The sequence below is a fragment of the Caulobacter sp. GW821-FHT10A06 genome, from assembly GCF_059415805.1.
In genome coordinates this window covers 514,452-534,742 of record NZ_JBWKNY010000005.1, presented here as the reverse complement: position 1 = coordinate 534,742, position 20,291 = coordinate 514,452, and the positions used below count along the sequence as shown (strand labels likewise).

20 protein-coding genes, 2 tRNA genes and 1 pseudogene are annotated in these 20,291 nt (G+C 67.0%); 7 read left to right on the top strand and 16 right to left on the bottom strand.

Going from position 1 to position 20,291, the window contains the following annotated elements; all coding sequences use genetic code 11:
• Nucleotides 1-72 precede the first annotated feature (72 nt).
• The 5 genes from AC07NF_RS17385 to AC07NF_RS17365 all read right to left on the bottom strand — a co-directional run bounded on the left by AC07NF_RS17385 (nucleotide 73) and on the right by AC07NF_RS17365 (nucleotide 4,830).
• Nucleotides 73-1,230: an isovaleryl-CoA dehydrogenase gene (locus AC07NF_RS17385; RefSeq protein ID WP_494628791.1), complete on the bottom strand. Its 1,158-nt coding sequence runs from the start codon at nucleotides 1,228-1,230 to the stop codon at nucleotides 73-75.
• Nucleotides 1,231-1,316: 86 nt separating this feature from the next.
• Nucleotides 1,317-2,651, bottom strand: coding sequence for a lysozyme-family localization factor SpmX (spmX, locus tag AC07NF_RS17380; protein ID WP_494628792.1), 1,335 nt, complete (start codon nucleotides 2,649-2,651; stop codon nucleotides 1,317-1,319).
• Between the two features lie 95 nt (nucleotides 2,652-2,746).
• On the bottom strand, nucleotides 2,747-4,201 hold the full coding sequence (gene mgtE, locus AC07NF_RS17375) for a magnesium transporter (protein ID WP_492812263.1): 1,455 nt from the start codon (nucleotides 4,199-4,201) through the stop codon (nucleotides 2,747-2,749).
• Nucleotides 4,202-4,352: 151 nt separating this feature from the next.
• Nucleotides 4,353-4,437, bottom strand: a tRNA-Leu gene (locus AC07NF_RS17370).
• Nucleotides 4,438-4,524: 87 nt separating this feature from the next.
• Nucleotides 4,525-4,830, bottom strand: coding sequence for a FliM/FliN family flagellar motor switch protein (locus AC07NF_RS17365; protein WP_492813525.1), 306 nt, complete (start codon nucleotides 4,828-4,830; stop codon nucleotides 4,525-4,527).
• A 17-nt stretch (nucleotides 4,831-4,847) separates the two neighbouring features.
• On the opposite strand from AC07NF_RS17365, the gene lipB reads away from it, so the two are divergent.
• Nucleotides 4,848-5,573: a lipoyl(octanoyl) transferase LipB gene (lipB, locus tag AC07NF_RS17360; RefSeq protein ID WP_494628793.1), complete on the top strand. Its 726-nt coding sequence runs from the start codon at nucleotides 4,848-4,850 to the stop codon at nucleotides 5,571-5,573.
• Here the strand turns inward: lipB and AC07NF_RS17355 are convergent.
• From AC07NF_RS17355 to AC07NF_RS17345, 3 genes are all read right to left on the bottom strand, one after another.
• Nucleotides 5,570-5,974 (bottom strand): DUF805 domain-containing protein, encoded by a 405-nt coding sequence (locus AC07NF_RS17355; protein WP_494628794.1) that lies wholly within the window; start codon nucleotides 5,972-5,974, stop codon nucleotides 5,570-5,572. The genes lipB and AC07NF_RS17355 overlap by 4 nt on opposite strands.
• A 72-nt stretch (nucleotides 5,975-6,046) precedes the next feature.
• A complete protein-coding gene (locus AC07NF_RS17350) occupies nucleotides 6,047-6,442 on the bottom strand; it encodes a DUF805 domain-containing protein (protein ID WP_494628795.1) in 396 nt (131 codons plus the stop codon).
• Between the two features lie 39 nt (nucleotides 6,443-6,481).
• Nucleotides 6,482-8,476 (bottom strand): acetyl-CoA carboxylase biotin carboxylase subunit, encoded by a 1,995-nt coding sequence (locus AC07NF_RS17345; protein ID WP_494628796.1) that lies wholly within the window; start codon nucleotides 8,474-8,476, stop codon nucleotides 6,482-6,484.
• Nucleotides 8,477-8,497: 21 nt separating this feature from the next.
• Here AC07NF_RS17345 and AC07NF_RS17340 point away from each other — a divergent pair.
• Nucleotides 8,498-12,404 (top strand): annotated as a pseudogene (locus AC07NF_RS17340) (LamG-like jellyroll fold domain-containing protein).
• On the top strand, nucleotides 12,401-12,898 hold the full coding sequence (locus tag AC07NF_RS17335; protein ID WP_494628797.1) for a GlcG/HbpS family heme-binding protein: 498 nt from the start codon (nucleotides 12,401-12,403) through the stop codon (nucleotides 12,896-12,898). Before AC07NF_RS17340 ends, AC07NF_RS17335 begins: the two are co-directional and overlap by 4 nt.
• 131 nt (nucleotides 12,899-13,029) lie before the next feature.
• Here AC07NF_RS17335 and AC07NF_RS17330 read toward each other — a convergent pair whose 3' ends face one another.
• A complete protein-coding gene (locus AC07NF_RS17330; RefSeq protein ID WP_494628798.1) occupies nucleotides 13,030-13,608 on the bottom strand; it encodes a type 1 glutamine amidotransferase family protein in 579 nt (192 codons plus the stop codon).
• A gap of 54 nt (nucleotides 13,609-13,662) precedes the next feature.
• Between AC07NF_RS17330 and msrB the strand changes: the two genes are divergently transcribed.
• From msrB to AC07NF_RS17310, 4 genes are all read left to right on the top strand, one after another.
• Nucleotides 13,663-14,145: a peptide-methionine (R)-S-oxide reductase MsrB gene (gene msrB, locus AC07NF_RS17325; protein ID WP_454717010.1), complete on the top strand. Its 483-nt coding sequence runs from the start codon at nucleotides 13,663-13,665 to the stop codon at nucleotides 14,143-14,145.
• 181 nt (nucleotides 14,146-14,326) lie between these two features.
• A complete protein-coding gene (locus AC07NF_RS17320) occupies nucleotides 14,327-14,938 on the top strand; it encodes an alpha/beta hydrolase (RefSeq protein WP_494629420.1) in 612 nt (203 codons plus the stop codon).
• A 58-nt stretch (nucleotides 14,939-14,996) separates the two neighbouring features.
• Nucleotides 14,997-15,671, top strand: coding sequence for a hypothetical protein (locus AC07NF_RS17315; protein ID WP_494628799.1), 675 nt, complete (start codon nucleotides 14,997-14,999; stop codon nucleotides 15,669-15,671).
• Between the two features lie 85 nt (nucleotides 15,672-15,756).
• The gene (locus AC07NF_RS17310; RefSeq protein WP_494628800.1) at nucleotides 15,757-16,479 is read left to right on the top strand and encodes a DUF3307 domain-containing protein; all 723 of its coding nucleotides are present in this window, start codon (nucleotides 15,757-15,759) and stop codon (nucleotides 16,477-16,479) included.
• A gap of 16 nt (nucleotides 16,480-16,495) precedes the next feature.
• On the opposite strand, the gene AC07NF_RS17305 is transcribed toward AC07NF_RS17310, so the two are convergent.
• The 7 genes from AC07NF_RS17305 to AC07NF_RS17275 all read right to left on the bottom strand — a co-directional run bounded on the left by AC07NF_RS17305 (nucleotide 16,496) and on the right by AC07NF_RS17275 (nucleotide 20,225).
• Nucleotides 16,496-16,580: transfer RNA gene (locus tag AC07NF_RS17305), tRNA-Leu, on the bottom strand.
• Between the two features lie 65 nt (nucleotides 16,581-16,645).
• Entirely contained in the window at nucleotides 16,646-17,170 is a 525-nt protein-coding gene (locus tag AC07NF_RS17300) for a MarR family winged helix-turn-helix transcriptional regulator (protein WP_454717013.1), read from the bottom strand.
• Nucleotides 17,171-17,418: 248 nt separating this feature from the next.
• Nucleotides 17,419-18,195 carry a hypothetical protein gene (locus AC07NF_RS17295; protein WP_494628801.1) on the bottom strand — a complete coding sequence of 259 codons (777 nt, stop codon included), beginning with the start codon at nucleotides 18,193-18,195 and terminating at the stop codon, nucleotides 17,419-17,421.
• Between the two features lie 88 nt (nucleotides 18,196-18,283).
• Nucleotides 18,284-18,526: a hypothetical protein gene (locus tag AC07NF_RS17290; protein ID WP_494629423.1), complete on the bottom strand. Its 243-nt coding sequence runs from the start codon at nucleotides 18,524-18,526 to the stop codon at nucleotides 18,284-18,286.
• A gap of 26 nt (nucleotides 18,527-18,552) precedes the next feature.
• Entirely contained in the window at nucleotides 18,553-18,801 is a 249-nt protein-coding gene (locus tag AC07NF_RS17285) for a DUF3297 family protein (protein WP_492812284.1), read from the bottom strand.
• 159 nt (nucleotides 18,802-18,960) lie between these two features.
• Nucleotides 18,961-19,428 carry an EF-hand domain-containing protein gene (locus tag AC07NF_RS17280; protein WP_494628802.1) on the bottom strand — a complete coding sequence of 156 codons (468 nt, stop codon included), beginning with the start codon at nucleotides 19,426-19,428 and terminating at the stop codon, nucleotides 18,961-18,963.
• 11 nt (nucleotides 19,429-19,439) lie between these two features.
• Nucleotides 19,440-20,225 carry a DUF4198 domain-containing protein gene (locus tag AC07NF_RS17275; protein WP_494628803.1) on the bottom strand — a complete coding sequence of 262 codons (786 nt, stop codon included), beginning with the start codon at nucleotides 20,223-20,225 and terminating at the stop codon, nucleotides 19,440-19,442.
• Between the last annotated feature and the right edge of the window lie 66 nt (nucleotides 20,226-20,291).

Below are 20,291 nucleotides of genomic sequence, written 5' to 3'. Positions count from 1 at the left end.
GCGCTGCGAAAGCGGCCACGACGATGGAGGGCCGTCCCGAGCAATCGGGGCGGCCCTTTTTCTTTGCTGGACTTAAGCCCCGATCAGCTCGCGGCCGATCAGGAAGCGGCGGATCTCGTTGGTGCCCGCGCCAATATCGTAGAGCTTGGCGTCGCGCAGCAGACGCTCGACCGGCCATTCCTTGGTGTAGCCGGCGCCGCCCAAGGCCTGGATGGCTTCCAGCGACACCTTCACCGCGTTCTCGGACGCCATCAGGATCGCGCCCGCCGCGTCGAAGCGCGTGGTCTTGCCGGCGTCGCAGGCGCGGGCCACGGCGTAGACATAGGCCCGGGCCGAGTTCAGGGCCACGTACATGTCGGCGATCTTGCCCTGCATCAGCTGGAACGAGCCGATGGCCTGGCCGAACTGCTTGCGGTCGCGCACGTACGGCAGGACGATGTCCAGGCAGGCCTGCATGATGCCCAGCGGGCCGGCGCTGAGCACGGCGCGCTCATAGTCCAGACCGCTCATCAGCACCCCGACGCCGCCGCCGACCGGACCCATGATGTTCTCTTCCGGGATCTCGCAGTCCTCGAACACCAGCTCGGCGGTGTCCGACCCGCGCATGCCCATCTTGTCCAACTTCTTGCTGACGCTGAAGCCCTTCATGCCCTTTTCGACGATGAAGGCGGTGATGCCGCGGCTGCCCTCGCCGGTCTTGGCGTAGACCACCAGGGTGTCGGCGTGCGGGGCGTTGGTGATCCAGAACTTGGTGCCGTTCAGGACGTAGCGGTCGCCCTTCTGTTCGGCGCGCAGCTTCATCGACACGACGTCAGAGCCCGAACCGGCCTCGCTCATGGCCAGCGAGCCAACGTGCTCGCCGCTGATCAGCTTGGGCAGGTAGCGCTGCTTCTGCTCGGGCGTGGCCCAGCGGCGGATCTGGTTGACGCACAGGTTCGAGTGCGCGCCGTACGACAGGCCCACCGAGGCCGAGGCGCGGGAGATCTCCTCCATGGCGATCACGTGCTCGAGATAGCCCAGGCCCAGGCCGCCGAACTCTTCTTCCACCGTGATGCCGTGCAGACCCAGGTCGCCCATCGGGACCCACAGGTCGCGCGGGAATTCGTTGGTCTCGTCGATCTTGGCCGCGATCGGCGCGATCTTGTCGGCGGCGAAGCGGGCCGTGGTGTCACGGATCGCGTCGGCCGTCTCGCCCAGCGCGAAATCCATCGAGGGTGCGAAATTGGTCATCCTGGCTCTCCCATAGCACAAACGCCCGCCGGTCGTTGAGACCTGCGGGCGTTCTTGCTCAGTTTCCGCGAGGGAAGCAAAGAAAACTATTCTTCGTCTTCACCCGTTTCCGGACCGGCAAGGCGGCGAAGCAGAAGATAGGCTGAAACCACGAAGCAGATCGCGCCAATCATGCTGGCGCCGTAGCCGAACAGCTTCACCTGGCCATCCGAGCCGGCGGCCACGGTCAGGATCCACAGGACGCCGCCGCCGAACAGGGCCAGGCCGAGAATGCCCAGGCTGATCAGCAGGCTGGTGTTGCCGAAGCGCGGTTGCTCCGACTCGACCATCGGCACGTCCATCGGGTGCAGGTCGACCTCTTCGCTGGTCGAGAAGCCGCCCAGATTGAACACCGACGAAGCCGAGGCCGGGGCGCCGAACAGGCTGGGCTCGCTGGGGGCCGGCTTGGCGGCCGGGGCGAAGGCCTCGACCGGGGTCGGCTTGGCGACTTCTTCCACTTCGACCGGCTGCGGGGTCAGGCGGAACGGCGTGAACTCGACCGGCGCGGCCGCTGGGGCGTCCGTTTGCGAAACGGGCTCGATCGGCGTGGTGGTCGGCTCATTTTGGAACAAAACCGGCGCGGGCTCGGTGACGGCCGGCTGGGCCGGGGCCGGCGGCTCGGGCAGACCGAGGTCGTCCTGGCGGGCGACCGGCTTGGTCGTCGTGACCGGAGCGGCCAGCGGGGCGTCCGAGAGGATGGCCTCCAGGCGCGCGCTGACGGCGGCGGCCGATTGTTCGGTGGCGGTCGGGCCGTCCTCTTCCGGGACAACCACGTTCAGCGGCAGGCCTTCTTCCCGCTCGGCGACGACGCGATCGCCCTCCGTGCGGGTGCTGACGGCCATCGGCGTCTGCTTGGGAATGGCGCAGCTGGCGTCGTAGTCGACCTTGGGACGCAGCACCGGACTGGGCGCGGGCACCCATTCGCCATTGGCCGGCGTCAGGAACAGGGTCTTTTCGGCCGAGCGGCGGCGGACCAGGGCGTCGATGACGATCCGCTCGCCCTCGAAGTCGGCCTTGCGCCACATCTCCATCGCGCACGCGGCTTGCAGCAGCGAGCCTTCGTTGATCCGGCGCAGCACGCCCGAGCGGAGGAAGTTGTCGAGGCCGATATTGAAGGCGAAGCAGACCAGCGCGTCGAACTGGTTCTGGTTCAGAGGCGCGTAGGTGTGTTCGTTGACCGAGTGCGCGACCGAGATCAGGTCGTACAGCAGCAGGGCCTCGGCGTCCTTTTCAGAGACGGAGGCGCCCTCGCGAGCGGTCAGGGTGTGGCCATAGCCGACCGTCCAGCGCCCGTCGGGGAGCTGCGCGGCCTTCTGACGGTAGCCTTCGAATCTCTTGATGAGATCGACGGCCGTCCGGGTGACCTGATGGCGCGGTTTCATCGCGGAGTTTGACCCAGTTTGAGACAGACGCGGATGCGTTCGTCTGTCTCGGCGCAAGGTCGGCGCCAGTTTTCCCTAGGAGCGCGAGAAAAACGTCAGTGCAGTAGCAGGGACGCGATCAGCAGCACCGCGAAGAAGCCGGTGAAGTCCGTCAGGAAGGTCACGAAGATCGACGACGACACCGCCGGGTCGCGGCCCATCTTCTCCAGCGCCAGGGGCATCAGGATGCCGCCCAAGGCCGCGGTGAAGATGTTGGCGATCAAGGCCGCGCCAACGATGATCGCCAGCTTGTCGTGATGGTCCGCCGGCCCGAAGAACAGATAGGTCGCCAGGCCCATGACCAGGGCCAGGCTGACGCCGTTGACCAGGCCCACCAGCAGCTCGCGCAGCACGATGCGGCGGGCGTTGGCCGTGGTCAGCTCCTTGCTGGACAGCGCGCGCACGGCCACGGCCAGGGTCTGGGTGCCGGCGTTGCCGCCCAGGGACGAGACAATCGGCATCAGGATGGCCAGGGCCACCAGCTGGGCGATCTCGGCCTGGAAGATGGCCACGCCGCTGACCGCCAAGGTGGCGGTGGCCAGGTTCAGCATCAGCCATGGCAGGCGCGACTTGACGATCTCGATCACCGAGGCGTCACGGCCGGCGTCGGACACACCGGCCAGGGCCAGAATGTCTTCCTGGGCTTCGTCGCGGATGACCTCGACGATGTCATCGACGGTGATCTGGCCCACCAGGCGCCCGCCCGGCTCGATCACCGGGGCGCTGATCAGGTGGTACTTGTCGAAGATGTAGGCGACCTCTTCCTGGTCCATCTCGACCGGGATTTCGGTGACGGCTTCCATCAGCTCGGCCAGCGGCGTCTCGCGGCGGCTGCGCAGCAGGATGCTGATCGGGATGGCCCCGACGGGCTTGTAGGTCGGGTCGACCACATAGACGTCGAAGAACAGCTCGGGCAGCTGATCGCCTTCCTCGCGGACGTGGTCGATCGTCTGGCCGACGGTCCAGAACTCGGGCGCGGCCAGGAACTCGCGCTGCATCAGGCGGCCGGCGGTCTCATCCTCGTACGACAGGGTCGTCTCGATGGCGGCGCGATCCACCTCGCCCATGGCGGCCAGCACCTGGAAGCGCTTGGTGTCGTCCAGGTCGTCGATGACGTCGGCGGCGTCGTCGGTGTCCAGTTCCTCCAGCGCGCGGGCCAGGGTGACGGACGGCGTGGCTTCCAGCACCTCCTCGCGGAGGTTCTCATCCATTTCCGAGATGATCTCGCCCAGCGCCTCGGGATCCAGCAGCGGGATCACGTCCTCGCGATAGTCGGCGGTCAGGAAGCCCATCAGGTCAGCGACGTCGGCCGGCTCCAGCGCCGTGACCAGCTCGCGCAGGCGCTTCAGGTCGCCGCTGTCGACGGCGTCGATCACCATCTCGACATATTCGGGATTGAGGGCGTAGTCCTCGCCAAGGGCGAGATCTTCCAGCTCCTCGGGAGTTTCGGATTTGGCCAGCGGGATGTCGTCCAGCACGTCGTCGGTCAGTTCGGCGGTGTCCCGGGTCATGGGGGCCTCCTGAGCTCAAGAGCTGCTGGGTTCGTGCTGGTTGGTCCGATGAAGCGACCCTGAGGCGAAATCAGGGCCTAGAAACGATTAGAGCGCCCCTAGCGAGTCGGAAACCGATTTCGCCGGGAGCGCTCTATTCTGTGTTCAACACTGGTGCGGTCGAGAAGACTCGAACTTCCACATCTTGCGATACAGCGACCTCAACGCTGCGCGTCTACCAATTCCGCCACGACCGCATCGTGGTGAGGGGCGGCAGGTAGCAAACTGAATCGGATTTGGGAAGTCGGAAGTTCGCTATGTGCGAAGTTCCAGCCTGCGACGAATTAAGCGCCGCCGGCCATGTAGTCGTAGACGTCGGCCGCGCGGGTCACCTGGATGGCGATGCGGTCGTCGCTGATCTGGATTTCGCCACGCGCGATCGGGTGGTTATTGGCCAGGATCCACACTTCGTCATTGGTCTTGGCGTCCAGCGGGATCACCGCGCCACGGCCCATGCGCAGCAGTTGCTGCATGGGGAGGATCGAGCGCCCCAGTAGAACGGAGATCTCGACATTGACGGCGTTGACCTGGCTCACGAAGTAAGACCCTTGAACTGACTCACGCGACCGATCGGGCCGCACCGTCTCGATCGCAAGATTAGGGCCACATGCTTGCTCTCCCGTTAAACGCTGAAAACACTGGGCTTCCGAGCATGGGTCGCGACGACGCGGCGCCGGTGGGGTGGGCAGTTTCGACCGACTACGTGCCCTACCCGGCAGCCGTGGCCGCCATGGAGGCCCGCGCCGCCGCCATCGCCGACGGCACGGCGGGCGAGCTGATCTGGCTGCTGGAGCATCCGCCGCTGTACACCGCCGGCGTCTCGGCCAAGGCGACCGACCTGATCGAGCCCGAGCGCTTCCCGGTGTTCGAGAGCGGGCGCGGCGGGCAGTTCACCTATCACGGCCCCGGCCAGCGGGTGGCCTATGTGATGCTGGACCTGACCCAGCGCGGCCGCGACGTACGCGCTTTCGTGGCCGCGCTGGAGGCCTGGATCATCGACGCCCTGGCCGCCTTCAACGTCACCGGCGAGCTGCGCGACGGCCGGGTCGGCGTCTGGGTCGAACGCAAGGGCGTGGGCTGGAGCCGCGAGGACAAGATCGCCGCCATCGGGGTCAAGCTGCGCAAGTGGGTCAGCTTCCACGGCGTCAGCCTGAACGTGGAGCCGGACCTTGGCCACTTCTCCGGCATCGTGCCGTGCGGCCAGACCGAGCACGGGGTGACCAGCCTGGTCGATCTGGGCCTGCTGGTGACGCTGGATGAAGCGGATGCGGCGCTGAAGACCAGCTTCCAGAAGATCTTCGGGCCGGTCGAGGACGCGGCCTCTCCGGTCTAGATCGCGACCTGCTTCAGCGGGTTGGGACCGTAGCGGTTGGCGCCCTGCTCACCGCCCATGACGCCCAGTTCGACGATCGCCCACAGCAGGACCAGACTGAACAGGAAGTCCAGGAAGTGCTCTGGCTGCGGCCAGACCGCGACCACCGCCACCAGGATGAGCAGCGCCCACCAGCCTGAGCGGCCGCGGTCATGCAGCCGCTTGGACAGCACGCAGGCGCCCGAGAACAGCAGGGCCGGATAGACCAGCCAGCCGGTCAGCCAGTGCAGGGTGTAGCCGGCGATGGCCTCGTAAAGCACCGCCACGCCGACCAGCACGCCGGCCGCGATCAGGAACGGCGTGCGCGACAGCCTGCCGTTCGACGACAGGAACAGCTCCGCCCATTCGCTACGATCGCTCATGCCCGCCCTCTTCGAGTCGGCCACTCGCCGACACGGACAATCTAGGGCCTAGGTCGCGACGGAGAAAGAGCGCTACTCGCTGATGGCGGGTCCCGCGACCGGCGCCGCGCCGACGCCCTTAGGCGACGGGCCGTAGCGATTGGGGCCCGGCGTACCGTCCAGGAAGCCGATTTCGACGAGGCACCAGATCCAGCCGATGATCGGGATGTTGTAGACGAGTATCCAGACCGGTCCCTTATTGTGGTCGTGCAGGCGCTTGACCATCAGGGCGAGGCCGATCCAGAGCGACACGAACCACAATATCCAGCTGACCGGATTGGCGGGCCAATATCCGTCTGATCGCCCGAGAAGCAGGCTGGCAATGACATCCAGGATCGTGATCACCACGACCGAGATGATCCACCGCAGCCAGTAGTCACGGCGACGGATGCGACCCATTATGCCGAAGTAGTCACGCCAAACGGTCATCGCACGCCCCGAAACTCCACCAGAGCGGTAGCACGCGCGTCAGGCGAACTCCACCAGCACCTCGTCGGCAGCCACCGGGTCGCCGCCCTTGGCGTTGACGGCTTTCACCACGCCGTCGCGCTCGGCGCGGATGATGTTCTGCATCTTCATGGCCTCGAGCACGCAGACCACCTCGCCCTCGCGGACCTGCTGGCCGGCGGTGACGTCCATAGAGACCACCAGGCCCGGCATCGGCGACAGCACAAGCTTGGAGGTGTCGGCGGCCTGCTTTTCGGGCAGCTTGTCGTGCAGCTCGGCATTGCGCGGGGTCAGGACCAGCACGCGGGCCTTGGTCGCGCGGTGGCGGATGTCGAAGCCCTCGGCGGCCGGCGCGGCCTGGACCGTGAAGGCCTTGCCGTCCAGGATCGCCTTGAACACCGGCTTGCCCGGACGCCAGTCGATGTCGGTCAGCACCAGGGTGCGGCCTTCGTCCAGCATCTCGACGGCGATGTCGCCCTCCCCGCTGACCTTGACGCTGCGCTTGGCGTGGCCGACGGCGACGATCCAGTCGGCGCGCGGCGGACCGGCAAGGCCCGAGGCGTACGATCGCGCGCGGGCGGCATAGACCCGCTGCATGGCCGCGCCGACGGCGGTCAGGATGTCCAGCTGCTCAGGCGTCGGTTCGGTCCCGTGGAAGCCTTCCGGGAACTCGTCCTTGATGTAGCTGGTCGCCAGGTTGCCGGACCGGAAGCGGTCCTCGTCCATCACGGCCGCCAGGAACGGGATGTTCTGGCCCAGGCCCTCGATGTGGAAGTCCTCCAACGCCCGGCCCATGCCGTCGATCGCCGCGATCCGGGTCGGAGCCCAGCTGCACAGCTTCGAGATCATCGGGTCGTAGTACATCGAGATCTCGTCGCCCTCGCGGACGCCGGCGTCGTTGCGGATCGTGTAGGCGCCGTGGTCGCCCTCTTCCGGCGGGTCATAACGAACCAGACGGCCGATCGACGGCAGGAACTTGCGGTACGGATCCTCGGCGTAGATGCGGCTCTCGATGGCCCAGCCGTTGATCTTCAGGTCCTTCTGCTCGAAGGCCATCTTCTCCCCATAGGCCGAGCGGATCATCTGCTCGACCAGGTCCAGGCCCGTGATCAGCTCGGTGACCGGGTGCTCGACCTGCAGGCGGGTGTTCATCTCCAGGAAGAAGAAGCTCTTGTCCTGGCCGGCGACGAACTCGACCGTGCCGGCGCTGTCGTAGTTGACGGCCTTGGCCAGGGCGACGGCCTGGGCGCCCATGGCGGCGCGGGTGGCCTCGTCCAGCAGGGGCGACGGCGCCTCCTCGATGACCTTCTGGTTCCGGCGCTGGATCGAGCACTCGCGCTCGAACAGGTGGACGACGTTGCCGTGCTTGTCACCCAGCACCTGGATCTCGATGTGGCGCGGGCTTTCGATAAACTTCTCGATGAAGATCCGGTCGTCGCCGAAGCTGGCCTTGGCCTCGGCGCGGACGGCCGGGAAGCCTTCCTCGACGTCCTTGCGGTTCCAGGCCACGCGGATGCCCTTGCCGCCGCCGCCGGCCGACGCCTTGATCATCACCGGATAGCCGATCTGCTCGGCGATGGTCACGGCTTCGGCGGTGTCGGCGATCTCGCCGATGTGGCCGGGCACGCAGGACACGCCCGAAGCCTGGGCGAACTTCTTGCTCTCGATCTTGTCGCCCATCGCCTGGATGGCGCCGGGGTTGGGACCGATGAAGACGATGCCCTCGTCGGCGCAGCGTTGGGCGAAGCCCGCGTTCTCGGACAGGAAACCAAAGCCCGGGTGCACGGCCTGGGCGCCCGTCTGCTTGCAGGCGGCGATGATCTTGTCGGCGACGAGGTAGCTCTGGGCGGCGGGCGAAGCTCCGATATGCACGGTCTCATCGGCCATCTCGACGGCCAGCGAACCGGCGTCGGCGTCCGAATAAACCACCACGGTGGCGATCCCCAGCCGACGGCAAGTTTTGATCACGCGAACAGCGATCTCGCCCCGGTTTGCGATCAGGATCTTCGAGAACATGGCAACTTCCGCCCGTATCTTTTGTGCTTTGCAGCACGGCCTATCAGTCCCACCCGGGTTTGCAAGCATGCCCTTACGGCGCTACACCTGCGCCCAGGCATGACACCGGTTACCGAGAGTATGGTTCCGTGATGTCCGCCATCGGGAGGAGACGGTCCATATGAAGGCGATTTTCCTGGGTTCGGCCTGCGCGCTGATCCTTGCCAACGCGGCTGTGGCGGCTGAACCCGCGCTGCTGTTCAAGATGTCGGGCGACAAGGGCCTGGTCGCGGACGTCGCCGCCGGCGACCCCATCCCCAACTTCGCCGACAAGGTCACGTCGATCGACGGCAAGGCCGGCAAGGGCTTCCACGCCGAGGACGACGGCATCGTCTCGTGGAACGCGCCCGGCAACATCCAGGCCCAGCGGGGCACGCTCTCCTTCTTCTGGCGTTCGGGCTATCCGGTCGGCGTCGCGCCGTTCGTGATCTTCCGCGTCGGCTATGCGGACCACTCCAGCTGGGACATGGCGTTCCTGCGCATCGACTGGAATGGCCACGGCTTCGACGCCTTCGTCACCGACAACGGCCTGGCCCGCACCCGCGTGTCTTTCAAGGTCGACAAGACTCCGGCCGCCGATGCCTGGACGCACCTGGCCTTCACCTGGGACGAGACTGCCGGCGTCCAGCTCTATGTCGACGGCAAGCTGGCGGCCAAGAAGGAGACCAAGGCAGTCTATGACGCCGGTCTGGACCAGTTCGGCGTCGCCGGTCGCGTGATCGCCCCGCACCAGGTGCAGAGCCGCTACAACTTCACCCGCGGCGGCGACCTGGACGAGCTGCGCGTCTACGACCGCCCGCTGGCCCCCGACACGATCGCCGCCCTGGCCCGCAACGAGGCCCCGGCCGCCGAAGCGCCGGTCCCGACCCTGGCCGATCCCGCCATCCGCGCCGCCTGGAAGCAGCGTTACGGCTGGAACCTCGCATCCCCCCCATTGCTGACCGACACCAAGACCACGATCCGCAAGGTCGAGTTCGCCGACGCCAAGGACATCAAGGAATGGATGTGGCGCGCCAACGACGGCATCCAGGAGACCACCTGGCCCGGCGTCTACAACCGCTCGCGCCTGCCCGGCCGTGACGATTATTTCCAGCTGCCCGACTGGAACGTCTATGTCGACGGCGGCAAGGCCCTGACGCTCACCCTGCCCGACGAGCCGATCAACCGCCTCGAGATCCAGGGCCCGGCCTATGGCGACCTAACGTGGGCCGCCAAGGCCGGTGAGAAGGGTTCCAGCGTCGGCGTCCGCGCCAAGGACCAGGCCCGCACGGTCAGCGCCCTGGCCCAGCCGCTGAAGGGCGGCGTCCTGACCTTCACCAATGTGGCGCAGGAAACCCCGATCCAGGAGATCTGGGCCTACAACGTCTCGGCCGGGGCCGAGCCGAAGGACGCCTTCAAGATGACCTACACGGTCCGCGCCGACGTGGCGCCGGACTATCTGAACCTGGCCGACCTGAACGCCTACATCGCTGGCCGCCACCCGGCCGGCGAGCGCGCCACCGTCGTGGCCATTCCGGATGCCGCGCCGACCCGTCCGCGTCCGGCCGGCGACCTGACCGCCCCCGGCCTGCCGATCGTCCACGTGCTGATCCCGTCGGGCTTCGGCGACGCCCCGGCCGCCAAGGCCTTGGCTCGCAACTGGGCTTATGGCTGGGAGAACGCCCGCGACGGCCTGGACGGCGTGGCGATCGACATCCCCGCCCTGCCCGGCGCCGCCGGTACGGTCATCCCCCTGAACATCCAGGTGAAGGACCCGATCTGGCCGGGCCGCAACATGATCGACGTCAGCGTCTCGGTGAAGGCCGGCGAGGCCCGCACCGTGTGGCTGGACATGCGCGACCGCATCCTGACCGCCGATAGCCTGTACCTGACCATCGCCGCCGATAGCGCCGACTTCGGGCCCAAGGCCCTGGACGGCGCCAAGATCCGCCTCGTCCTCAAGGACCGCGACAAGGCCAAGGCCGAGCACATCGCCGACCGCCTGAACCAGGTGAAGGACAACTGGGCCTTCCTGGTCGAGGAGCACACCACCTCCAAGCGCCAGGGCCTGTATCGCCGCCTGTACGCCGACATCTCCGACCTGCTGAAGGTCGATCCCGACAACCAGATCGGCCGCGAGTACTGGGGCGACATCACCTATGGCAGCCAGGGCTGGCCGGCCTTCGATCAGCCCAAGCCGACCGACAACACCCCGCTGTGGGCTTTCCGCCAGACGGAAGACCTGAAACTGGTCTCCAGCTTCATCAACTGGTGGATCGACGAGCGCCAGTCCGACTTCGGCGACTTCGGCGGCGGCCTGTCGGACGACACCGACCTGCTGCAACAGTGGCCGGGTGTCGCCTTGATGGGCGTCCAGCCGGACAAGATCACCCACTCGCTGAACCGCCTGACCGACGCGGTCTACAAGAACGGCATGTTCACCGATGGCCTGTCGACCATCGTGACCGACGAACTGCACGCCTACGAGGAAGGCATCAACTCCAACTCCGAGGCGATGTACGTCAACTACGGCGACCCGCTGGCCGTCGAGCGCCTGTTCACGACCGTGAAGGCCCTGCCCCGGGTGGTCGACAAGAACCCGGCCGGCCACGTCCACTTCAACACCAACTGGTACAGCGGCAAGATCTCGTACCGGGAAGGCCCGTGGGAGTGGCAGAAGCCGTACTCGTTCGGCGTTGTCCACCCGTCGATCCTGATCAGCGACTACAATGGCGACCCGACCGCCAAGGCCACCATCATTGGCCTGGCCGACGGCTACCTGGCCCACGTGGCCAAGGACGGCTCGTACCCCAACGAGATCAACTGGCGCACCGACGCCGAGCGCGGCGGCACCGTGCTGCAGGGCTCGGGCGCGGACGGTCCGTTCCAGGTGTTCTGGTCGGCCTATCGCCTGACCGGCGACGCCAAGTACCTGGCCCCGATCAAGTGGCGCATCGGCAAGGCCAGCATCCGCTCGCTGGGCAGCATCAACGACAACGCGCTGACCGAGCTGAAGCTGGGCGAGGCCAACAAGGACCAGATCGTCGCCTCGGCCAAGAAGGGCGGCAACGCCCTGGACCGTTATGCCGCCTGGAACCTGACCGGCGACAAGAGCTTCCTCGAGGACCTCTATGCCGACGAGATCCAGTGGAACGCCCAGCACATGTACATGCACACGGAAGGCCACTGGTGGTCCGACCGTGTGGAGCTGCCGTCCGACATCCTGCAACGCACGCGCCTGGGCGGCATCGCCAACAAGCGTAGCCAGATGACTCCGGGCCACGTGGTCAGCTGGCGCTTCGACAATGCCGACGGCACGGACATCGCCCTGCTGGTCAAGGACGCGACCAAGACCGGCTTCAAGGTCATCGCCTATAACCGCACCGACAAGCCGGTGACGGCGACCATGACCGGCTGGAACGTCGCGCCGGGCCAATGGAGCCTGGCCGAAGGCCTCGACGCCAATGGCGACGACGCCATCGACGGCAGCACCCAGACCCGCACGGTCGCCTTCGAGCGCAGCCTGGGGACCAAGGTCACCCTGGCCCCGCGCCAGACCACGGTCATCGACATGAAGCTGGCTACGGCCGGCGACGACCCGGCCAAGCGCGCCGACCTGGGCATCGGCCGCGGCGACGTCGTGGTGAAGGGCTCGGCCATCACCGCCAAGGTTCACAGCCTGGGCGCCCAGGACGCCGCGGCGGCCAAGCTGGAACTGGTCGATCAGGCCGGCAAGGTGCTGGCCAGCGCGCCGACCCCGGCCCTGAAGGCCCCGCTGGACCTGCTGCCCAAGACCGCTTCGGTGAAGCTGAAGATCCCGGCCGGCGTGAAGGCCCAAGGCCTGCGCGTCCGGATCGTGTCCACCCAACCGCAAAACACCGCCCTGAACGACGAGGTCGTGCTGCCATGAAGAAGACGTTCGCCCTGATCGCCGCCGGCCTAGCTCTGGCCTGCGGCTCGGCCCTGGCTCAGACGGCGCCGGCTCCGCCCGTTCCGCCCTCGCCGGCCTATTCCAGCCGGGTGATCACCCTGGCTGAAGCCAAGGCCGTGGTCGCCGCCGCCGAGGCCGAAGCCCGCAAGAACGGCTGGACCATGGTCATCACCGTGCTGGAGCCGAACGGCCAGCCGGTGCTGAGCGAGAAGATGGACGGCACGCAATACGGCTCTACCGAGGTCGCTCTCGGGAAGGCCCAGACCGCCGCCAACTTCCGCAAGCCCTCGTCCTACTTCCAGGACGCGGTGAAGGCCGGGACGCTGAACTCGATCTTCACCGGCGCCATGGCGCTGGAGGGCGGCGAACTGTTGCTGGTCGACGGCAAGATCGTCGGCGCCATCGGCGTCTCGGGCGGCACGGCCGCTCAGGACGGCCAGATTGCCCGCATCGGCGTCGCCGCGCTTAAATAATCTCCGTTTCCCCGGCGAAAGCCGGGGCCCAGATGCAAGAGCGCCCGCGTTCCGGACAGGATCGCGGGCGTTTCTGCGTTTGCCTCACAGCCATACGATCTGGGCCCCGGCTTTCGCCGGGAAGACCGGAATTATTGATCCGAGTGCTCGCGGGCGAACATCGCCAGATAGCCCGCGATCATCTCTTCCTGCTCGGGCGCGATCAGGCGGGCGACGGCGGCGGCGAAGGTCACGGGCGCCAGGCCCGAGGCGCTGACCAGCTTGCCGTCGACCACCGCCTTGGCGCTGTCGACATACTGGTCGGCGCCGACATAGCCGGGGACCTGCTCGGCCAGCCACTCGCCGCCGTTCGAGGTGTGCTTGCGGCCCTCGAACAGGCCCGCATGGGCCAGGGCCGTGGTCCCGGCGCAGATGCCCGCCACCGGCTTGCCGTCGGCCAAGGCCTGGCGGATCAGCGCCGAGATCGCCGGGTTCTCGCCCTTGGCCCATTCGTCGCTGCCGATCAGGATGTAGACGTCAGCGTCGCTCAGCACCGGATCGTCGAAGCGGTAGTCGGCCGCCGCCAACACGCCGCCGATCGAGGTCTCCGGATCGCCGGTCGGGGTCGCGACCTCGATCTGCACCTTCAGATATTCGCGCAGCAGCGCCAGCACGGCGCCGGCCTCCCAATCGGCCCAGCCCGGCTGCAGGAATGCGACGGCGATGGTCATTGGAAGTCTCCTGGGTCCTACCGGTTCAACGCTCGAGCGCTTACATTGGCGTTCATGACAGACGCAGCCACCCTTTCAACCGCCGGTTTCGACCTTTCGCCGCCGACGGAGCCGGAACGCCAACGCCTGGAGGCCGACCTGACGGCCGAAGAGGCCCGCGTTCTCTTGCATCACGGCACCGAGGCCCCGTTCTGCGGCGGCCTGCTGGGCGAGAAGAACCCCGGCGTCTATGCCTGCCGCCTATGCGGCCTGCCGCTGTTCAAGCACGAGACCAAGTTCGAGAGCGGCACGGGCTGGCCCAGCTTCTACGCCCCGTTCGCCGAGGACCACGTGCTGGGCATCCGCGACACCTCGTACGGCATGGTCCGTATCGAGACCCGCTGCGCCCGCTGCGACAGCCACCAGGGCCACGTGTTCCCGGACGGCCCGGCCCCGACCAAGCTGCGCTACTGCATCAACTCGGTGTCGTTGCAGTTCGTGAAGGACGGCGATCCCCTGCCCGATCCGCTGCATCGCGGCGACAAGATCGCGGCCTAGCGGTTCCAGTAAGCGCGTCAGGCGAAGTGTTTGCGGTTCGCCGCCCGGACGCGCGCAGAAGGAAGGAATCCCGGTCTCGCCCCAGCTTTTCTGAATTCCTATCGAATTGATATGAATTGAGCGAGGGGCGGACCGGGCCTATCTGCGGATCGACGGCCCAGCCTCCGAGTTTCGCATGATGATGCCCGCTTCTTCCGCCTTCGAACCTTCGCAGCCCTATCGCGGCGACCGCGAGGATCCGCCGATCCTGATCGTGCCGGGCCTCTACAATTCCGGTCCCGACCACTGGCAGAGCCATTGGGAGCGTGAGCTGCCCGGCGCCGAGCGTGTCGACCAGCAGGACTGGGAGCGCCCTCTGCTGGGCGACTGGATGATCAGCCTGGCCGAGGCCGTGCGCCAGCGCCCCGGCGCCATCCTGGTGGCCCACAGCCTGGGTTGCGCCCTCGTCGCCCACTTCGCCCAGGTCACCGGCGGACGCGGCGTCGGCGGCGCCATGCTGGTCGCGCCAGCTGACGTCAATCGTGAGGGTCCGGCCGGCCGCCTGCTGGTGGGTTTCTCGCCCATCCCCCGCCAACGCCTGCCCTTCCCCAGCCTGGTCGTCGCCAGCCGCGACGATCCCTACGTCGAACTCGACCGCGCCGAAGCGTTTGCACGCGGGTGGGGCTCGGAGTTTGTGGACTTGGGCCGCGCGGGGCACATCAACGTCGACAGCGGCCACGGCGCCTGGATGAAGGGCCGTAGCCTGCTGCGGGGTTTAGTGCAGAAGGTCGAGGCGGCCGAGCGAGCGACTTGACAGGCAATATCGCCTGTCAGATGCTAGACAGGCAATTTTGCCTGCCAAGGATCTCCGTGTGGCGGTTCCCTCGCTCTATGCCGTTCTGACCGGCGACCTGATCCGCTCCACGACACTCTCGGTCGACACGCTGGCCGACGCGCGCGGCGTCGCCGCCGACGCTGCGGCGTACAGCCAGAAGGCCCTGGCCCTGCATCCGCTCGCGGCCCTGGAGTTCTTTCGCGGCGATGCCTGGCAGCTGCTGCTAGGCGATCCAACCCATGCGCTGCGGACCGCGCTGGTGATCCGGGCGCAGCTACGCGCCGCGGCCGATGTCGACACGCGCATCTCGATCGGCCTCGGCACGGTCGATAACATCGACCACCAGCGCATCTCGCTTTCCACCGGCGAAGCCTTCCTGCTCTCGGGCCGGAAGCTCGACCGGATGACGACCTATTTCGATCTGACCGGCGACCTGCCGGACAGGTTCGCGCTCGTGCGACCCTGGTTCACCCTCACCCTGCAGCTGTGCGGCGGCCTTGCCCGCTCCTGGACGCGGCGACAGGCCGAGGTCGTGGCCCACGCCCTGCTGATGACCGACGCCACGCACGAGGCGATCGGTCAGGCCTTGACCCCCCCAATCCGCAAACAGTCCGTGACCGACATTCTTGAGGCGGCCAACTGGCGCCTGCTTAGCGAGGCCTTGACCGTCTTCGAGAAGACGGATTGGCGCACCGGAGCGCCCGTCCCATGATGACCGCGAAAAGCCAAGGTCGGACAGGCGCTGACGCCTGTCTGCGTCAGGACAGCCTTCCCAGCCTGTCGAAGAGCGAACGCTGATGGACAAGACCCTCTTCGCCCTCACCGCCGCGCACATCCTGGCCGACTTTCCGTTGCAGCCGAACTGGATGGTCGAACGCAAGCGCAATCCGTTGATGCTGCTGCTGCACCTCGTGATCGTCGTGACGGTCGCCGCCGTGGCTCTGGGATCGGCGCCTTGGCTTCTGCTGGGCATTCTCGCCGGCACGCATTTGGCGATGGACGCGGTGAAGACCTACGTCCTCAAGGACAGGCTCTGGACGTTCGCCCTCGACCAGGCCGTCCATCTGGCGGTCGTCGCCGGCCTGGCCATCGCCTTTCCCACGACCTGGCGAGATGGGTTCTGGGCGCATCTGCCCGCGGACGGCCAGACCGTCTATCTCATCGGCCTTACCCTGCTGAGCGGCCTGATCGTCAATCTGCAGGTCGGGGCCATCGTCATCCGCAAGGCGACCACGCGCTTCGTCGCCCAAATCCGCAGCAACATCCGTGGCCTCAACCAGGGCGGCTTCTATATCGGCCTGCTGGAGCGAGCGCTGGTCATGTTGCTGGTCCTGATCAACCAGCCGGCCGGCGTCGGCTTTCTCATCACCGCAAAATCAATCCTGCGGTTCGGAGACGTGAAGGACTCCAAGTCACGCAAGGCGACGGAGTACATCATCATCGGCACGTTCATGAGCTTTGGCTGGGGCTTGCTGATCGCCGCTCTGACGCAGTTGGTGATCAAGCACTGGTCGCCGTAAAGGCAACCAGAAGATATGGTGCGGGCGGTCGGGGTCGAACCGACACTCCTTTCGGAACCGGATTTTGAGTCCGGCGCGTCTACCAGTTTCACCACGCCCGCAGGCTTCGCGTCGCCGCGAAGGGCCGCCTTCCTAGCAGGGGCCGAATACGAATTCCAGCCCGTGCTTAGTCTTCCATGCCGTGCGGCGGAGAAACCGTCTCGCCGCCGGTCAGTTGGATGGCGGCGGTCTCCAGGTGGTCAAGCAGGCGCTTGAACATCGCCACCTCGCTGGGAGCGAGCCCCGCCAGCAGGGTCGCCTCGTAGGCCAGGGCCAGAGGGGCGATCTCGGCGAACAGGCGGCGGCCGGCGGCGGTCAGCTCCAGCATGTGCGAGCGACGGTCCGAGCGGACCGTGGTGCGGGCCACCAGGCGGCGGACGACCAGCTCCTGGGCCGCGCGACTGACCCGGACCTTGTCCATGGCCGTGCGGGTGACGGCGGTGTGCTGGGTCAGGGAGCCCTCGGCCAGCACCGACATCAGCCGCCACTGCGGGATGGTCAGGCCGAAGCGGTCCTCATAGGCCCGGGCGATCAGCCGGCTGACCGCCGCCGAGGCCGTGGCCAGGCGATAGGGTACGTAGTCGACCAGGCTGACGCCCGGCTCAGGCGCTTCGGACGCGCCAGGGGTAATCGGAGAGACCGTCGCGGTCATGCCCTTCCTTTCGTCCTCCCAGGCGGCGCGGCCGCCTTATGGAGGAGCGGCCTTCGCCAGTCCGTTTCACGCTGACGACTCTGCCGAGCCCGCGCGTACTCTTGATTTGGGCGTCCCCCGTCCAAGGCTCAACGCCCCGACGAGTTCACTTGCACGAACAGGCACTTTCGCACGCCGCTTGGGCAGCGAATAGTCGTCTCGCCTTCCTGATTGGCGTTCTCATGCCCCCGGACGTGTTTTTCCGGGGATCAGTCGCGCTCGGAATAACGGACCTTGGGCTTGGGCAGCGGCTGGGTCTGCGTCAGGACCTTCTGGCAGTCCTCGATCTCGCGCAGGCAGTTGGGGCGGTTCCAGAAGTCGGAGAACTCGGCCACGGCCAGGCGCAGCAGCTGCATGAACTCCTTGTGGTCCAGGACCTTGGGAGCCTCTTCCTTGTGGTCGTCGTGGTGGCCGTGGCCGTGATCGTCGTGCGGCTTGTCGGGCTTGGGGGCGTTGGCGATGACGACGGTCTGGGGCGCGACGATCGTGACATTGCGGGTCAGGAGACCGATGGCCGCCGCGTCGTGATCCTTCGAATCGCCGTGACCATGCGAATCGTGGCCGTGGGCGTCCTTGCCTTGACCGTGACCGTGCTTGTCGCCGCCCTTGCCGTGGTCGTCCTTCTTCTTCTCTTCGGGCGGATCACCCTTCATGGCCTTGCCCAGGTGCTCGAAGGCCTTGGCGCAAGGGCCGCCGAAGGCCAGCAGCGGGCCGACACGCAGCTTGACCTCGTCGATCAGGTCCTGGGTCTTGACGATCAGCTCGCCCGAATGGGCGCTGGAAGCGGCCACGCACTTGGCCTTCACGGCCTCGTGGATGATCTTGGCCACATCGCTCTGCTTCTCGCCCTTGTCGCCGCGGCCCGTCAGGCGGCCGGCGAAGAAGGCCAGACCGGCGATGGCCAAGCCCGCCAGGATCAGCAGGAACACCAGGGTCGGGTCGAAGACCGGTATCGGCGTCTCGACCGGAAATTCTGACTGGTACACGACGATCCCCCTGAGCCCACACGTCGCGCCGTCGGCGGGCGCGCCCTATGGTTAACGCAACAGCGTTATCGATGCACGGCCAAGGTGCTCAGGATGGGCGATAAATGATGCTGGAGACGCGTTCGCCCGCGTCATAGCGCGACGGGCCGCCATAGACGGTCACCTCGCAGAGGATGTCGCCGCCCTTTTCCGCAGCCCAGATGTAGCTGCGCTCGACCTCGACATAGCGGCCGGCGGGCGAGATGCCTTCGAAGGTGTCGCCCCAGGGCACGATGCCGCGCAGGTCCTGCCAGCGCAGGGTCACGGCGCGCGAAAGCTCGTCGCGCGCCATGGCCTGGAGATCAGCGTCGGCCACCCTTAGCCTTCGGCGGTGTCGCGGAAATAGGCCTCGACCTCGCCCTGCAGCTTCAGGGTCATGGCGTTGCCCTTGCGGTCCACGGTCTTGCCGGCCGCAACCCGCACCCACTTCTCGCTGATGCAGTACTCTTCGACGTTGGTCTTCTCGACGCCCTTGAAGCGGATGCCGATGCCGCGCTCCAGCAGGTCGGCGTCATAGTACGGGCTGTCCGGGTTCACCGAGAGGCGGTCGGGAGGCGTGTCGCTCATGGTCTTCAAGCTTTCAGTCTGGGCCACGGGCCCGTGTTAGCGGGCGGTCATAGCCACGAAACGCCGAAAAACCAAGTTGGGCGACACGCCGCCCTCCCCCACCCCGATCGCCGCGCCTTGCAAGCAGGAGCCCCGAAAGGCGGCGCGGCGACCAAGCGGTCAGTCTTGCTGGTCTTCCTTGACCGGGTCGGCGGCCGAGACCGTGCCGTCGTTGTTGGTGTCGTGGTGGTTGAACATCCGCCAGCCGGAATAGTCGAACTCGGCGCGGGTGATGGCGCCGCTCTTGTCGCTGTCGAGGACGCCGAACCGCACGTCGGCCTGACGCAGCTGGCGAACGCGCTCCTCGTCCTTCTTGTCGGCCGGGCGGGTGTCAGCGGCCAGCTTCTTCTCCAGGCGGGCCTTGAACTCGCCCACGTACTCGGCCTGCGACAGCGAGCCGTTCTTGTCGGCGTCGGTCTTGGCGAACTGGATGGCGCGGGTGGCGGCGAACTCGTCCTTGCTGACGACGCCGTCGCCGTTCTGGTCCTGCTCCTTGATGAAGGTGTCGCGAGCGTGCGAGGCGGCGTGCGCCGAGCCGGCGGCCAGCGAGACGGCCACGGCGGCGGCCAGGATGATGCGGGTCTTCATGGCGTTTCGTCCTAGCGGAGGGATTCGAAGGTCAGGGCGTAGGTGTAGCTGTGGCCAGGCTGGCCGGCGGCCGCCGGGCCCAGGCGATAGCGCGTCTGGATGTGGTAGAGGCCCGAGTGGTCGGGCTTCACGGCGAAGCGCCCCTTGGCGTCGCTGGTGACGGTCTTGGGGGCCGGCTTGGCGTCGGCGTAGCGGTCTTCGGCGGCGACGAACTCGATCGCCTGATTGGCCACCGGCTTGCCGTCGAACAGCACTTCGAACACCGCGTCCTGGCCGGTGACGATCTTGCTGGGGTGGGTAATCGCCTTGAACTCGATGCCCTTGCCGGTCGGAGCCAGGGCCGCGTCGCTGGGCGCGCCACGGGTGACATAGACCTCGGCGGTCGTCAGGCTCTGCATGTCGATGGCGTCGGCCGGGGCCTTGGCGCCTTCGAAGAACTCCCACTGCCCCTTGACCAGGGCGGCCTTGGCGGTGCGGCCGCCGCGCTGGCCGGTGGTGATGCGGTAGGTGCCGGGCGCCTCAGTCGCGACCTCGAACACCGCCAGCTGGCGCAAGTAGGTCGGGGTGATGGCCGTGCGCACGCCATCCGGCCCCACCACCGCATAGGCGTCGGACTTCATCACCACCTCGGGCGTGAAGAAGCTCTCGGTGAAGGCGCCCTCCACGGTGACGATCTTGCGGTCCGAGGCGTCGAACACGGTCGGCAGCAGATAGGGCGAGTGGGCCTGGGCGGCCGGAACAGCCAGGGCCAGCAGGAGCGCGCCGCCCAGCAGGCCAGCGCGGAGAGAACGGATCATCGGGAACACCCCAGGCGCCGCTCCAGTCGCGGCGACCTCGGCATATTGCGATTACTTCTGAGAATC

Coding starts and splice junctions, on each gene's coding strand:
- AC07NF_RS17300 (WP_454717013.1), bottom strand. CDS start 17,170: ATGACCGCGACGGTCTCTCCGATTACCCCTGGCGCGTCCGAAGCGCCT.
- AC07NF_RS17275 (WP_494628803.1), bottom strand. CDS start 20,225: ATGATCCGTTCTCTCCGCGCTGGCCTGCTGGGCGGCGCGCTCCTGCTG.
- spmX (WP_494628792.1), bottom strand. CDS start 2,651: ATGAAACCGCGCCATCAGGTCACCCGGACGGCCGTCGATCTCATCAAG.
- AC07NF_RS17290 (WP_494629423.1), bottom strand. CDS start 18,526: ATGGCGCGCGACGAGCTTTCGCGCGCCGTGACCCTGCGCTGGCAGGAC.
- msrB (WP_454717010.1), top strand. CDS start 13,663: ATGACAGACGCAGCCACCCTTTCAACCGCCGGTTTCGACCTTTCGCCG.
- lipB (WP_494628793.1), top strand. CDS start 4,848: ATGCTTGCTCTCCCGTTAAACGCTGAAAACACTGGGCTTCCGAGCATG.
- AC07NF_RS17310 (WP_494628800.1), top strand. CDS start 15,757: ATGGACAAGACCCTCTTCGCCCTCACCGCCGCGCACATCCTGGCCGAC.
- AC07NF_RS17280 (WP_494628802.1), bottom strand. CDS start 19,428: ATGAAGACCCGCATCATCCTGGCCGCCGCCGTGGCCGTCTCGCTGGCC.
- AC07NF_RS17385 (WP_494628791.1), bottom strand. CDS start 1,230: ATGACCAATTTCGCACCCTCGATGGATTTCGCGCTGGGCGAGACGGCC.
- AC07NF_RS17335 (WP_494628797.1), top strand. CDS start 12,401: ATGAAGAAGACGTTCGCCCTGATCGCCGCCGGCCTAGCTCTGGCCTGC.
- AC07NF_RS17355 (WP_494628794.1), bottom strand. CDS start 5,974: ATGAGCGATCGTAGCGAATGGGCGGAGCTGTTCCTGTCGTCGAACGGC.
- AC07NF_RS17345 (WP_494628796.1), bottom strand. CDS start 8,476: ATGTTCTCGAAGATCCTGATCGCAAACCGGGGCGAGATCGCTGTTCGC.
- AC07NF_RS17350 (WP_494628795.1), bottom strand. CDS start 6,442: ATGACCGTTTGGCGTGACTACTTCGGCATAATGGGTCGCATCCGTCGC.
- AC07NF_RS17320 (WP_494629420.1), top strand. CDS start 14,327: ATGCCCGCTTCTTCCGCCTTCGAACCTTCGCAGCCCTATCGCGGCGAC.
- mgtE (WP_492812263.1), bottom strand. CDS start 4,201: ATGACCCGGGACACCGCCGAACTGACCGACGACGTGCTGGACGACATC.
- AC07NF_RS17330 (WP_494628798.1), bottom strand. CDS start 13,608: ATGACCATCGCCGTCGCATTCCTGCAGCCGGGCTGGGCCGATTGGGAG.
- AC07NF_RS17285 (WP_492812284.1), bottom strand. CDS start 18,801: ATGAGCGACACGCCTCCCGACCGCCTCTCGGTGAACCCGGACAGCCCG.